This is a genomic window from Streptomyces noursei ATCC 11455 (assembly GCF_001704275.1).
Classification (GTDB): Bacteria; Actinomycetota; Actinomycetes; order Streptomycetales; family Streptomycetaceae; genus Streptomyces; species Streptomyces noursei.
This window is the reverse complement of the sequence record NZ_CP011533.1, coordinates 355,967-369,728: the sequence shown is the minus strand read 5'-3', so window position 1 is coordinate 369,728 and position 13,762 is coordinate 355,967. Positions and strand designations below refer to the sequence as shown.

Genomic DNA, 13,762 nt, shown 5'->3' with positions numbered 1-13,762 from the left:
GTGAGGCAACCATTCCGCCGCACAGGGCATCCCCAGGCGAGCACTCCCTTTGATCGTCGCCGGGCCAGCCGCGGAGAACGGCCAAAACCACAGGCCACGAATTCGACCAGTGGTGTCGCTTGATTACCGGGCAGCGGGACGACTCGTCCCTACCCGCTGACGGCCGGCGCCTTTTGTCTCCATCACCAAGTGACCGGGAGCGCCGATACCGAGAACGTGGAGCCGTTGACGTAGCGCAGTTCGTCGCGTGGCGTGGCCAGGCGGAGAGTGGGGATGCGCCGGAACAGAGTGTCGAGGACGATGCGCAGCTCCATCCGGGCCAGATTCTTGCCGAGGCACTGGTGCGGTCCCGAGCCAAAAGCCAGGTGCCTGCGATTGTCCCTGGTGACATCGAACGTGTCCGGGTCGGCGAAGGCCGCGGGGTCGCGGTTGGCGGCGGCGGACAGGGCGACGACCCCCTCACCCGTCCGTACCAGAGTGCCGCCGATCTCGACGTCCGCCGTGGCGCGGCGCATCAGGGACAGCTCGGCGACGGAGAAGAACCTCAGCAGTTCCTCCACCGCCGCCGGGGTGAGGCCCGGGTCGGCGGTGAGGAGGGCGAGCTGGTCGGGGTGTTCGAGGAGAGCCAGGATCCCGAGTGCGGTCGTCGTGGCGGTGGTCTCCAGGCCCGCGACGACCAGGAGTATGCACAGTTCGACCATGGCCCAGCGGCTCTCGGCACCGCTGAAGAGCTGGTGGCCCGCCAGCCTGCCCAGCAGGTCCTCGGGCCGCTCGGTCATCTTGGTGGCGCACAGCGCGTCGAAATACGCGATCAGAGAGCGGAAGGACTCGGCGCGATCCGCATCAGCGGAGTCGTGGGCCGTCAGCACCGTGGTGTTGGTGGTGAACTCCTGCCGGTCACTGGTCGGGATGCCGAGCAGCTCGCACAGCACCAGACCGGACATCGGCACGGCCAGCGCGGACACCAGGTTGGCGGGCTTGACGCCGGCCAGCACATCGTCGAGCAGACCGTCGACGATGCACTGGACCTTGGGGCGCAGTTCTCGCATGCGGTGGATGGTGAACTCGCTGGCGACCGCACGACGAGCGGGGCCGTGCTCGGGTGGGTCCATCTCGATCAGCGAGGGCCTGAAGCCGGGGAACACGGTCTCGCCGACGCGCATCCACGGGAAGTCCGGGTGCGAGCGGTCGGAGCTGAACCGGGCGTCGCCGAGCACAGCGCGGACGTCTTCATGTCGTGCGGCAACGAACACGGTGCGTCCGCTCGGGCCCGTCAGCCTGGGCAGGCCGGGGTGCTCGCGCAGGCTGGCGTATTCCGGTGGCAGGGAGAAGGGGCAGGTCCGAGACATCGGCCAAGTCTCGGCTCGCAGCGGGCTCTGGTCGTGCATGGTCACCACCTCGACTCCTTCGGACATCGAGGACGACCGTATGACCGGTGATACCCGAATTTCCGTAGAGTCCCGTTGAGGTCGGAAGTCAGCCTTCCGTCCGTATCGCCCGGGGGAAGCCGTGACTGTGCCGATGCTGATCTTTTTGGGGGCGGCGGAAGGCGTGTTGCGCGGGCCTCTGGATGTCTACGCCCGGTTCCTCGACTGGCAAGCGACCGCCGTGCCAACCTGCTGTGAACCGCCCGGGCAGGAGGGTGAATCGCCACGGTTCCCACAGTATTTCGACCCCGTCGGCGATCCTGTCGCGGCTGTGGTCCACAGCGCGATGGGTGCCGGGGCGACCCCTGGCCTTCACCGTCACGGCAGGCCGGGCTGGTGACGCACCCATGTTCGAGACGCTGATGTCCCGCATCCGCGTGCCCCGCAGGGGACCGGGCAGGCCCCGGACTCGGCCATTGCCCGGCCTGGCCGATCGCGCATATTCCTCACGCGCCATCAGCACCCACCTGCGGCGCCGGGGCATCCGAACAGTCATCCCGCAGCCATCCGATCAAGTCGACCACCGCCTGCGACGAGGCCGGCTCGGTGGCCGTCCGCCCGGCTTCGACCCCGAGGCAGACAAGCAGCGCAACACCGTCGAGCGCTGCATCAACCGCCTCAATCAGTGGCGCGACCTGCCCACACGAACCGACAAACTCGCCATCGCCTACCAGGCCACACTCCACCTCGCCGGCATCCTCATCTGGACCCGACGCTGACCAAAGAGACACAACCCAGGCGGTTTCCGATGGCTCTTGGGAGGTGTCGCGGGGCCCGGGCTTCCCTCTCCGCTCCCAGCGGCGAAGTAACTGACGGGTAGCCAGCCAGATCGCTTCCTCGCCACGGACGCCCCGTTGGCCCCTTCGGATGAATCCCCACAGCGGGCGAGGAGTGGGCGACAAAGAGGCAGGAGTGGCCACCGAGACGGCTCTTGGCGAGCTGGGCTCTGCGACCGGCAGAGCCGGGAGCCCGAGGCGCATGCCGACCGTTGAGAGGCCGTATCGGGTCTCAACGCTCCGATCCCATGGCGAGATTGGCGAGGATCGTGTCGTAGATCCGCACGGCCGCTTCGCCGAGTACTTCACCCAGCAGGCACTCGTCGACACGGTCACGGGTAAAGCCCGGCCACGCTCAAGGCCGACGGCGTGATGCCGGTCATCGCGTTCTGAGACACACGCGGGCCTGTTCGGCTCGGGGAACCAGTCTCATCGGCACACAGCACCGAAAGAGAGAGCTGCCCAGTGAACGCAACGTATGACGCAGTAGTGGTGGGAGCGGGCTTCGCCGGGATCACGGCAGCCCGCGACCTCGCCGACCGCGGACGCTCCGTCGTGCTCCTCGAAGCGGGAACACGCATCGGCGGCCGCACCTACACACGCCCCTTCACGGGGCGGGAGGACCTGACAGTCGATCTCGGCGGCAGCTGGGTCAACCGTGAGCTGCAACCCGAGATCCGGCGCGAGATCGCGCGCTACGGCATCCCATTGACCGAGGACGCGATGCCCACAAGCGCCGCGTTCATCACCAACGGTGTCCTGCGTTCGTTCCCGGTGCCCGCAGGCGAGATCGCGGACCTGGAGCGTGTCGTCGGGCACCTGCGGGACGCATCGAAGCGGATCGCGCCCTCCCAACGCCTGAGCAGACAACCGATCCGCGACCTGGACGTCTCGGTGGACGAGTTCATCGCCCCCCTCCAGCTGGGGCCAGCCACGCGGGATCTGGTCTACGCGGCGCTGGCCTGGTACGCCGGAGCCGATCCGCGCAACGTGTCGATGCTCGGCTTCATCGCCCAGACAGCCGGGTTCGGCCACAGCCCGTACGGCTTCTTCGGCGCGCTGACGGAACGCATCCTCGGCGGCGCAGGCACGCTGCTCGACCGCATGGTCGAACAGTCCCGCCTGGAGATCCGCCTGGACCACCACGTCGCGCAGATCGAGCAGAGTCAGGACGGCGTGACGGTCCGCACGCGCCACGGCCAGTGCGTGCGGGCCCACTCGTGCGTCGTGGCCGTGCCCACCAACGTCCTTCGCCACATCGACTTCCGGCCCGGCCTGGCCGGCGACAAGCAGCGCTTCCTCACCGAGAACCACATGGGCCGCGCCACCAAGCCGTCGATGCTGGTGCGACACGTCCCGGCCCGGCCGTTCGCGCTCGGCCTGGGCACCTTGCAGGCCCTGTGTCTCGGCCACGAGTACCCCGACGGCTCATGCCTGCTCATGGGCTTCGGCGGGGAGCGCACCAAGCTCGACCTGACGAACCGGGAGCAGATCGAGGCCGCGGTGCGCGAGTACTACCCCGAGGCCGAGGTGCTGGCGGTGGACGCCCACGACTGGAACACCGACCCGCTGTTCGACGGGACCTACCGCATCGACCGCCCGGGGCAGGCGTACGACTTCCTGCGTGCGATGAACGAGCCGGAGGGCCGCATCGTGTTCGCCGGAACCGATCTCGACGACTCGGTCTGGCGCATCTGGATCGAGGGCGCAGTGCACAGCGGTCGTCACGCGGCCGACAGGGTCAGCGCCATCCTCGCTCGGTGAAGCCCCCTCGCCCCGGCAGGGTTTGTGCCATACATGAACCAGGAGGACTCACCCGGCCGCTTTGGCGCCGCTGATCGGGTGCCCAGCCCAGCCCGGTCCGCCGTAACTTCACGTCACGCGCAAGGCGGTTCCGGCTTTGGTGAGGAGCCTCGACGCCACAGGACGTAAGCCCGCCCACCACACGGCCCCCGCCTTCGACGCAAGTCGAGACGGGGGCTGACGTGCGTTGGCCATCCTGGGCCATCCTGGACGGCAACCGCGAGGGTGTCGTCCACTGCTCGAACGGCACGAGAGCCAGGAGCATGGCGACTGCCCAGCCCAGGAACGGCGGGTAGCCGATGGACTTGACCAGCGGTTCGGCGATGAGCAGGTAGACGGCGACGATCAGCGATCCGGGGGCAAGGTGTCGACTTGGTGCTAGTGCTCCGCCTTCGCCCACGGTTTGACTCCGAGCTTTCCGGTGGTTCCCAGGTCGAGGTCCGGGCTTACCGTGACTGGGGCGGCGCCGGTCTTCGCCCGGACCCGCACCGAGGGCACGTTCACCGGTGTACCGGGCTCGGTGGTGTTGCGCCATACCAGGCCGGCGGTCGCCGACTCGCCGGGTTTGAGCGTCATGGGCCGGGGCTGCTCGTCGGGCCCGGCGCCGGTGGTGATCTGGCCGCTGCCGTGGAGGATCTTGATGCCGTGGACGGGCTGGAGGTCTTTGTCCAGGAGTTCCAGCAGTGGGTAGCCCTCCAGGGTGTAGTCGCCTGTGCCGCAGTTGTCCAGGTGCAGGCCCACGACGCGCAGTCCCATGGCTGCGTCGCCCTGATCGGCACTGACGCGGACTCCGGAGGCGGGGCATGTGCCTGGCTCGGCCGGCGCCTCACTCGCGGGGACCTTGGTCACTTTGAGGACCTTGGCCTGTGTCACCCGCGGCGCGGCGGACGGCAGTTCTCCGACCCGGACTGTGCCTCGCACGGTCTTCCCGGGTCCGACGTCGCGCACGATCGCGGTCTGATTGGTCACCGCCCCACCATCACCACCCATGAAGGTGAACACGACCGAGTAGGTCAGTGTCTCGGTGCCCTCATTGGTCACTTCGTAGGACGCAGCGACCCCTGGGCCTGTGGCGAGGTTGTCGGCGGAGACCGAAGTGCTGAGGGTGGGTGAGACGGAGTCCGACGGGAGGGTCAGTGAGGTGATCCGCACGCCGTCCTTGCCTGGATCGTCGACCTGCGTGCGGGATGGTGGCACGGCCGCGCGGGTGCCGGTGTTCCCGGCACCCGCGCGCTCCGTCCCACAGGCCGTCAGGAGCAGGGCGGTCGTGGCGAGAGCCGAGATGAGGGAAACAGGTCGTCGCATTCGATCACCTCACCAAGGCATCGACTACGCGCACATGATGGAGGCCATAATTCCGGTCACAAGCGTGTCACAAAGTCGGGCTGCTGCGGCTATATGGGGTGAATGCGGCGACGTCGATGGCGCCGTCGCCGCCCAGCACCGAGAGTTCGGAGAGTTCCGTGACGATCTGCTTCGGGGCGTCCGGCCGGCTTGGTTCGCGATGTCCGCAGGCGCCGGCGCGCAGCCACGGAAGCCACATGAGCGCCTGCAGGCCGACGTCGACGGGCCTGGTGCCAAGAGCAAGTAGCCGTTCCAACTTGGCGTCCTGGTGCTGTTCGGTGGCATTGAGGTCGATGTGCAGCTGAAGCTTCCCTGGCCGCCGCGGCTTGCTCCTGAGAGCGAGGAGGAGGACGTGGAGGAGGGCGCGGACGGGCTGCGGGCCATCGGGGACGCAATGGCACTCCAGGAATGCCTGGAGCTGTGCGCGGATGTGCTGTCGGTAGGTATGGAGCCGTCTCAGGCGTGCCGCCCCGTTGCCGGAACCGTGCCGCGCCAGCTCAGCAAAACGCCCCGCCTTCGCGTTCGCGAAGACGGGGAGTTGTGCACCGGAGAAGGTGTACGCATGGCCATCCTGGACGCATACGATGCGTTCGGCATCTTGACGTGCATGGCCTGTAGGCCGTTTGGTCGAGCGCCTGGACCGAGCGGGGCCGGGGAACTCATGCTGTTCCACCGGCCTCCCTGCTCACAGCCCCCAGCCGCACTCCGCCCCGCCACGTTCAGCCGACTCGGTTGACCCGGCGGACCTGGTTCACTCGGTTGATTCGTTGGCGCCCGGGCCCCCGACCAATTCCCCCCCCGACCGCTCACCACCGCGCTCACGCAGCGGGTGGGCCGCGCCGAGCGGAGACGGCCCGCGCTCGCCCGCGGGTGCCTGGCGCGGGACTGCGCCACCAGTGTGGCCGGATCGGAGCGGATCTGGGTGGCGAGGACATACACGTCCAGCAATCCGGCGGCGCCCAGTCGGTCGTTGACCGTCACCAGCGCCACACCGCCGCGGGCGAAGGAGGCGCCGTCGTCGTAGAGCGCGGCGCGGGTGGAAGCGGTCAGGGACCCGCCGCCGTGCACGAAGACCGTGACCGGGTTGCCGCGGGCACCGGGCGGGGCCCATACGCCGAGCGTCAGGCAGCCGGCGCCGGGAACCCAACCCGGACCGAAGTACGGTGTCACCAGCCCGCGCTCCGGCGCCGCCGGTCAGAAGGCCGTATGGGCGAACCAGTGGTCGAGTGCGGTGGCCTCTCCCGAGACCTCGAAGGCGGTCTCCTGGTAGGACCTGCGTCCGTAGAGCAGCAGCAGGAGGTCCGCCGCCTTCCCTCGCACAGCCGTTCGTGGCTCGGCCGGTGGGACGTCGGTCGCTGTCTGCGGAAGCAGGCGGAAGCCGTCCGGATCCAGCCGTACCTGCCACTCTTCTCCGGCCTCACCGACGGGATCGGTGCACCGGAAGGCGATGGTCTCGCCGTTGCCGCGCAGTTCCGCCACGGCCGGGGCGAAGATGCCCGCGTAGGGCAGATTGACCAGGAATTCGTCCACCCCGTCCGCCGCCAGCGCAGGGTCGATCTCCGACTCCCGACCGACGGCGCGTTCCGCGTCCACCCGGTGCACCAGCGTTTCGAACAGCATCCGGCGGGCCCAGAACCGCGCGTGCTGGTCCTCACCCCAGGCCCACATCGCCGCTTGGGGGTCGATCGTCCGCAGCACGCCAACCACGTCGGGTACGCCAGCGGCCAGCCAGTCGGCATACTCCTCCGTGTGGTGCGGCAGCCCCAGCTCCACGTCGCGGCTGGACGGAGGTTCCTGCACCATCCGGGTCAGCAGTGCGCAGAACCAGCGTTGGACTGCTCCCACGTGCTGGGTGAGCTCGGCCAGTGTCCAGTCCGGGCAGGAAGGCACGGCGGTCGCGGGATCCACACCCCTGACCACCTGGACGAAAAGCAGGGTTTCCCGCTCGATCGCCTGTTGGTAGATGCCGTACGGCAGAGGATGCCCCGCCCGGCCTGTCGTCTCCATCTCCTGCCACCTTTTTCTGTCTGTTCTGTCCGCAGTACGGTCTCGTCCTCAACAGTGTGAAGGTTGGAGCGCGCTCAAAGGCAAATCCGACAGCACGGGGCGTGTGCTCATCGCCCAGGGTGCCGATGCGTGATGGGAGTCCGGCCTGCCTGGTGGCTGCCCGCCGGCCAGGCGTGAGGAGGCCACTCGCGGGGCCCGCAGGATTGCTGCTCCAGGCGCCATGGGGCTGGTGGGCTCTCGCGTGCTGAGGTACCGAGGATTCGTCGGTGAGGCTGGTCCCGGTAACACTGTGTGGTTGCCGGGGCGTCTCGACTCCAGGTTCCGCGGGCTCCGGCAACCAGTCGTGTGGCGGTTTGTCGAGGTATGACGGGGCTGGGGCTGGGGCTGGGGCTGGGCTCGGGCCTGGGAGGACGAGTCGGCGGATCGTGGAAGCCCTGCCGTGCTGTGGCGGGACGACGAACTCGCGTACGTGAGCCTGGAGGCTGCCCGTGCGGCCGGGCGTGAGCGCCGACGTCGAAATCAGCGGTGCCAAGTGGCGCACAACGACACATACAAGTCCGTTCCCCTGATGGCCACTTGACGGTATGTCGCCGAGTCGGCAGGGTGCGCTGTTCCGAGGTGAGAGTGCTCTCATTCCGGGTACGACTGCACCGAACTCCTCAATCCCCCCACCACATCGAGGAGCAATACGACATGGGTCTGAAGAAGAAGACGGTGTTCTGCGCCGCGAGTGCGGTGATCGTCACCGCGTACGCCCTCGCCCTCCCCACGGCCTCCGGAAGAGCAGTGGCTGCTCCTGCGAGGCAGACCGCTGCCTTCGAGCAAGTCTGGCGTGCGGATTTCGACGGTGCCGCCGGATCGTCTCCCTCCGCCGACGACTGGATCGTCGACACCGGTACCGGGTACCCGGGAGGCCCGCCCAACTGGGGCACGGGTGAGCGGCAGACGTACACTGACGGCGGCCTCCGTAAGCTCCCCGGTGGCGGCCATATACGGCGCAATTTGTGGCCACGGGTTTCCCCGAGTACGGCCAGATTTCTCCCCGCTCGCCCCGAGTAGTCCCGCTCGGCGACGCTGGAGCGGGTGAAGAACAGCAGGGAGATCATGGAGATCCTTGAGGCATACGACCTCACAGGCAGTTACCGTGCCGCGGCCGAGCTGGCCGGGTGCGACCACCACACGGTGGCCCGTTATGTGAAGATGCGGGCGGCCGGCCAGCAGCCCGACAAGCGCCGGCAGCGGGCCCGGCAGATCGACGACTATCTGCCGAAGATCGAGGAACTGGTGGTCCGCTCGCAGGGCAAGATCCGCGCGGACGTGGTCCACAAGAGGATCGCCGCGATGGGCTTCACCGGCGGGGAACGCACCACCCGCCGCACCGTTGCCGAGGCAAAAGCCCAGTTCAGGGCAGGTCGACGCCGTGTCTACCGGCCATGGGTGACCGAGCCCGGGCTCTGGCTTCAGTACGACTTCGGCGACGGCCCGGTGATCAAGGGCCGCAAGACCACGCTGTTCTGCGCATGGCTGGCCTGGTCGCGTTTCCGCGTCGTCATTCCGATCTGGGACAAGACGCTGCCAACGATCACCGCGTGTCTGGACACCACTTTCCGCAGGATCGGCGGCATCCCGGCCTACGTCCTGACGGACAACGAGAAGACGGTCACCACCGACCACGTCGCCGGGATCGCGGTCCGCAACTCAGAAGTCGTCGAGGTCGCCCGGCACTACGGCACAACGATCCGTACTTGCCTGCCGGCGGACCCGGAAACGAAGGGCGGCTCGGAGTCCACAGTGAAGATCGCGAAGGCCGATCTGGTGCCCAGGGACGTCAATCTGCGCGAGCAGTACAAGACCTTCGGCGAGCTTGAGGCCGCCTGCCGACAGTTCTGCGAAGAGGTCAACTCCCGCACACACAAGGTGACTCGGCGCAAGCCGGTCGAGCGGCTCGCAGAAGAGCAGCATCGACTGCACCCGCTGCCGCGGCGGCCGTTCACCGCGGCGTTCGGCACCACCCGGCGGGTCTCCTGGGAGTCGACGATCTCGGTCGACGCGGTCCGCTACTCGGTCCCGCACGAGCTGATCGACACCCGGGTCTGGGCCCGTTTCCACGGGGACGAGCTGATCGTCACCGCCGTCGACGAGACGGGCTCGGCCCTTGAGGTCGCCCGCCATCCGCGCGGCGAGCCTGGCTCGCCGGTCCTGGAGGATGCCCACTATCCGCCGCGCGAGGACAAGGAAGCCGACCGCACTCCGAGGGCGACCTCCGCCGAGGAGGCTGCGTTTCTCCAGCTCGGCCCGGGTGCTGCGAGCTGGCTGATCGAGGCCGGGGCGGCCGGGGTTCGCCGGATCAAGGCGAAGATGGCCGAGGCCGTTGCCCTCTCGAAGCTCTACTCGATAGCGGAAGTTGACCGCGCGCTCGGCACCGCCGCGGTCACCGCCCGCTTCGCGGACAAGGACCTCATGTCGATCCTCGACTACCAGGCCGTCCACGGCCTGGCCGAGCCGGTCCGTCGCAGCGAGGCCCACTCGCTGCAGCCCGGCACCTCCGCCTGGTCCGCCCTCGGCGCCGCCGCCCCGAGCACTGCTGATCTTTCCGAGTACGACGAAAGCGACCACTTCTGATGGCCACCCCTCTTCGCACCGTTCCCGGCACGAACGGCGACCCGCTCGCCGAGGCCATCGAGCTGACCAAGCGACTCAAACTCCCGCACATCCGGCGGTCGTTGACCGACATCATCCCCACCGCGAAGGCCCAACGCTGGGATCCCGCCGAGGTCGTCCGCGTCCTGCTGGCGGAGGAAGCGGCCGGACGTGACCGGGCCAATCTCCACACCCGGCGCAAGCGGGCCGGGTTCCCCACCGGGAAGACCTTCGGGGACTGGCACGAGTCCAAGTCCTCCATACCCAGGACCACGCAGGACGCCCTGAAGAGCCTGGAATGGGTCGGCCGCCGGGAGAATTTTTGTATCTGTGGACCGTCGGGGACGGGAAAGTCACACTTCACTGAGGCGCTCGGGCAGACCGCGGTCGAGGCCGGCCTGACCGTCGCCTGGTTCACCATCGAGGACCTGGGCGCCCTGGTCCGCCGGCACCGCGCGGACGACTCCATCGCCCGGGCGCTGGCGAAGATTGTCCGCTCGGACCTGATCATCGTCGATGACATCGGGCTGCTGCCCGTCTCCGAGGACGCCGCCGAGGGCTTCTACCGCCTGGTGGATGCCGCATATGAACGGCGCTCGATCGCAGTTTCGAGCAATCTCCACCCGTCTGGATTCGACGAGATCATGCCCAAGACCTTGGCCACCGCGACCGTCGACCGGCTCCTCCATCACGCTCACGTCACGGTCACTCAGGGTGATTCGTTCAGGTTCACCGAGGCCACCACCGGAAAGGGAGTGAAGCCCTTCAGCTGATCCACACCGACCCAGGGCGGGGAGAACATCTGGCCGCGAGTGGGGCGACAATGCCTTCCACCAGCAGGGATGTCTCAAGGCCGCCAGCGGGGACGACCAAGAGGCCGTTGACACGGAACCGGAAGCTGACCACCTTCGGAGGCGAACGACCATGTCGGAACAGCGTGTTGTCCTGGTGACGGGTGGGGGAACTGGAATCGGGGCCGCCACCGCCCGGCTGCTGCGCACCGCCGGGCACCAGGTCGTGATCTCCGGGCGGCGGCCCGAGCCACTGCGCCGGGTGGCCGAGGAGACCGGAGCACTGGCCCACCCCTCCGACGCCGCCGACCCCCAGGCCGTGCGCGAGCTCGTCGAGGCGACGGTTGCGGCCTACGGCAGACGCGACGGCGTGGTGCTCAACGCCGGAATCGGGCGGGGCGGTGCGGTCGGCGACATCGCGGTCGAGGACTGGGAAGAACAGATACGGACCAACCTCACCGGGCCGTTCCTGCTGCTGCGTGCCGCGCTGCCGCATCTGCTGGCGGCCCGCGGCGCGGTGGTCGCGGTCGCCTCGGTCGGTGCGCTCCGCAACAGCGTCGGCAACGCCGGATATGCGACATCCAAGGCGGGTTTGCTCCACCTCTGCCGCTCCCTCACCGTCGACTACGGGCCACAGGGGCTGCGGGCCAACACGGTGTGTCCGGGCTGGGTGCGTACGGAGATGGCCGACCAGCGGATGATACGGTTCGCGACGGAGGCGGGGCTGGCGGGCGGTACCGAGGCGGCATACGAGGAGGCGAACCGGCTGACTCCTGCCGGGCGGCCGGGCGATCCGCAGGAGGTCGCCGAGGCGATCGACTGGCTGCTGTCGCCCGCCGCGTCCTACGTCAACGGGGCCGTCCTCACCGTCGACGGCGGGGTGACCACGGTCGGCGTCGGCGGTGCCGCCTTCGACCACCGGATCGAGCCCCGCACCCCGCGCCCGTAGCGGACTGCTGACGGGAGGCTGAGCCCGGACGGCACCCAGCACCAGCCATGCTCGTCGCCGGGGACATCGATGCCCGCGACGGGAGCGAGGCGCTGGCCGACCTCAGCCCCCTCGGGCCCGGTCAGGGCACGATCGTCGGGAGGGAGCAGGACGTCGCCCCCGGCCCAGGTGAAGATGCGTCAGGCTTCGTTGGTTCCTGCCGGTCGTCCCGCGTGACATGACCGCGCGATGACAGCGAAGAGGGGGAAGGGCAAGAAAGACCTCAAGCTGACCATCCCCAACCGAGCCCCACCGGGCGTACTGACTCCGGCCGATCGGCTGGAAGCAGACCGGGTGCCGGGCAGAGCCATCACGCTCGCCGTCCGGCATCCGGGTGTACGAGCCGGCCCCGGACGCCGCGCCACGGGGAGAGGGCAGCGCCGGGGCCGGTGAGCCGCGCCGGCCTAACCCTTCTGTGCGATGGCCTCCTCCACTTCCTTGCGGACCTCTCTCGCGGGATAGCGCGCGGCCGTCCCGTAAGGGGCGAGCAGTTCGTCGACGCGTGAGGGATCGTCCTCCACCAGTTCGGCCACCAGCACGGTGCTTCCCGGCGGCACTTCCGCCGCCAGCATCTCCAGCGCCGCGGTGGCTGCGGTCGCCTCGCGCGCGTCATGGGCGCCGCCGATCAGCCCGCCCGCGCCGAAGCCGATCATGACGCCGAGCGGGCCGCCGAGGATGCCCAGGAGCCCGCCGATCAGGCCACCGACGGTGAAGGCCCGGGCGGTGCCGGTGCTGTCGACGGCGTCGGGGAAGTCCAGGACGCCGTCGGCGTCGCGCGCGACGACCGCCGCCTCGCGCAATTTCACCTCGCCGGTGGCGTGCGCCTGCCGCAGCGCGTCGAGCGCCTGGTGGCCGGCCTGCGGGTCGTTGACGTTCAGGAAAAGGATGTTGTCGTTCATGATGTCCACTGTTGGCGTTCCCGGCCCTTGGCGCACCCCAGCGGGGCCTGCCGTGCCGAGTGAGCCCGCACGTCGCGCCCTGTCAGCGGTGAACCAGCGAGGACGACTCCGGCACCAACTCTGACAGACTGGACGCCGCCTTCCACTGCACGAGGGGGTGCGCCCCCGAGTACTGCCTGCATGGCATGGCGTCCATCTGACGTGGGACCAGTACGACGGGTGGTGCCTCATCGAAGCCGGCGACAGACCGTGACACCGACGGCCGTCGCCGGACTCGCGGGTTCACTGCGACCCTCGGCGGGTCGCTGCCGACGCACCGGCTCGCCTCACCCATGGGCCTGGCGGATGGACCCCGGCCCGATCCGTATCGACGGCGACCGATGGGCCATCCAGACCATCCAGACCACTGGGAGACGTGTCCCCAGCCCGGCCTCGCCGGTGCCTTCGAGCAGCGCTCACCGCGACCGCTCCACGTCCTCGAACGCTTCCGCCCCGTCTTCCGCGCCCCAACCCCGCCCGGGCCACCCGCCCGGCGAAGGTAACCGCCCAACCATCGGACCGCTCCGCGATCCATCGCGCCGGTGTCGCCGGCACGCGGGACCGTTCCGGCTTCCGCAGTCCCGCGGCCCTGCCGTTGTCGTCCCGGTCGCGGCCAAGCGCTGCGCAGAGCAGCGGATCGTGGGACTCGACGGACGCCCACCAGCAAGCGAAAGGACCATCAGATGTCCGTCCCCGCCGCCCCGTCCCACACGTACGGCGACGACACGAACCGCCGGGAGGACCAGATGAGCGCCCAGTCCGACCACGCCCCCTCCCCTCCGTATCCCCAGCACCGGGGCTCCGGCCGAGCTGCTCACCCAGCTGCGCGTCAGCACCCGCGCCGGGCGGTGGGTGCCGGCCTTCGAAACGGAGTGGGCGGCAACTCCAGAGGAGTGGTGCCGGACGTTCTCCCTCGCCGGCCTGTACGAGGCCGCGGATGCTCACCCCCGCTGTCGGTCCACACCAGCTGAGCCATGGCCGGGACTAGCCGTGCGTCGGCCACGGCCACCACCTCGGGGAAGACGACCGCGTCCCAGCCCACGATCCG

The 13,762-nt window shown here is 69.1% G+C and carries 9 protein-coding genes and 2 pseudogenes; 5 read left to right on the top strand and 6 right to left on the bottom strand.

Translation table 11 applies throughout. From position 1 onward, the window contains the following. Positions 1-182: 182 nt before the first annotated feature. The gene (locus tag SNOUR_RS01630) at positions 183-1,415 is read right to left on the bottom strand and encodes a cytochrome P450 (RefSeq protein WP_312631628.1); all 1,233 of its coding nucleotides are present in this window, start codon (positions 1,413-1,415) and stop codon (positions 183-185) included. 308 nt (positions 1,416-1,723) lie between these two features. Between SNOUR_RS01630 and SNOUR_RS01625 the strand changes: the two are divergent. Further along, positions 1,724-2,146: pseudogene (locus SNOUR_RS01625) on the top strand (transposase); the annotation flags it as partial. 522 nt (positions 2,147-2,668) lie between these two features. Continuing rightward, positions 2,669-3,967: a flavin monoamine oxidase family protein gene (locus tag SNOUR_RS01620; protein WP_079142046.1), complete on the top strand. Its 1,299-nt coding sequence runs from the start codon at positions 2,669-2,671 to the stop codon at positions 3,965-3,967. Positions 3,968-4,384: 417 nt separating this feature from the next. Here the strand turns inward: SNOUR_RS01620 and SNOUR_RS01615 are convergent, their stop codons facing one another. The 4 genes and pseudogenes from SNOUR_RS01615 to SNOUR_RS01605 all read right to left on the bottom strand — a co-directional run bounded on the left by SNOUR_RS01615 (position 4,385) and on the right by SNOUR_RS01605 (position 7,357). Continuing rightward, entirely contained in the window at positions 4,385-5,311 is a 927-nt protein-coding gene (locus SNOUR_RS01615; protein WP_067343187.1) for a DUF4232 domain-containing protein, read from the bottom strand. A 67-nt stretch (positions 5,312-5,378) separates the two neighbouring features. Further along, entirely contained in the window at positions 5,379-6,023 is a 645-nt protein-coding gene (locus SNOUR_RS49105; RefSeq protein WP_067343185.1) for a hypothetical protein, read from the bottom strand. Between the two features lie 281 nt (positions 6,024-6,304). Beyond that, positions 6,305-6,520 (bottom strand): annotated as a pseudogene (locus tag SNOUR_RS47800) (carboxylesterase family protein); the annotation flags it as partial. A gap of 24 nt (positions 6,521-6,544) precedes the next feature. After that, positions 6,545-7,357, bottom strand: a complete 813-nt coding sequence (locus SNOUR_RS01605) for a maleylpyruvate isomerase family mycothiol-dependent enzyme (protein WP_067343183.1) — start codon at positions 7,355-7,357, stop codon at positions 6,545-6,547. A gap of 1,083 nt (positions 7,358-8,440) precedes the next feature. On the opposite strand from SNOUR_RS01605, the gene istA reads away from it, so the two are divergent. The 3 genes from istA (at position 8,441) to SNOUR_RS01590 (ending at position 11,737) form a co-directional block, all read left to right on the top strand. Then, entirely contained in the window at positions 8,441-9,979 is a 1,539-nt protein-coding gene (istA, locus tag SNOUR_RS01600) for an IS21 family transposase (RefSeq protein ID WP_067343181.1), read from the top strand. Then, positions 9,979-10,770: an IS21-like element helper ATPase IstB gene (istB, locus tag SNOUR_RS01595; protein ID WP_067342987.1), complete on the top strand. Its 792-nt coding sequence runs from the start codon at positions 9,979-9,981 to the stop codon at positions 10,768-10,770. The genes istA and istB overlap by 1 nt, the downstream gene beginning before the upstream one ends. A 151-nt stretch (positions 10,771-10,921) precedes the next feature. Beyond that, on the top strand, positions 10,922-11,737 hold the full coding sequence (locus SNOUR_RS01590; protein WP_067343179.1) for an SDR family NAD(P)-dependent oxidoreductase: 816 nt from the start codon (positions 10,922-10,924) through the stop codon (positions 11,735-11,737). A 443-nt stretch (positions 11,738-12,180) separates the two neighbouring features. Here SNOUR_RS01590 and SNOUR_RS01585 read toward each other — a convergent pair whose 3' ends face one another. After that, positions 12,181-12,675, bottom strand: a complete 495-nt coding sequence (locus tag SNOUR_RS01585) for a DUF1269 domain-containing protein (RefSeq protein ID WP_159425771.1) — start codon at positions 12,673-12,675, stop codon at positions 12,181-12,183. Positions 12,676-13,762: the final 1,087 nt, after the last annotated feature.

Bases quoted from the DNA above. Each gene is read 5' to 3' on its own strand.
- SNOUR_RS01630 (WP_312631628.1), bottom strand. From the start codon at position 1,415: ATGTCCGAAGGAGTCGAGGTGGTGACCATGCACGACCAGAGCCCGCTG.
- SNOUR_RS01615 (WP_067343187.1), bottom strand. From the start codon at position 5,311: ATGCGACGACCTGTTTCCCTCATCTCGGCTCTCGCCACGACCGCCCTG.
- SNOUR_RS01605 (WP_067343183.1), bottom strand. From the start codon at position 7,357: ATGGAGACGACAGGCCGGGCGGGGCATCCTCTGCCGTACGGCATCTAC.
- istB (WP_067342987.1), top strand. From the start codon at position 9,979: ATGGCCACCCCTCTTCGCACCGTTCCCGGCACGAACGGCGACCCGCTC.
- SNOUR_RS01590 (WP_067343179.1), top strand. From the start codon at position 10,922: ATGTCGGAACAGCGTGTTGTCCTGGTGACGGGTGGGGGAACTGGAATC.
- SNOUR_RS01585 (WP_159425771.1), bottom strand. From the start codon at position 12,675: ATGAACGACAACATCCTTTTCCTGAACGTCAACGACCCGCAGGCCGGC.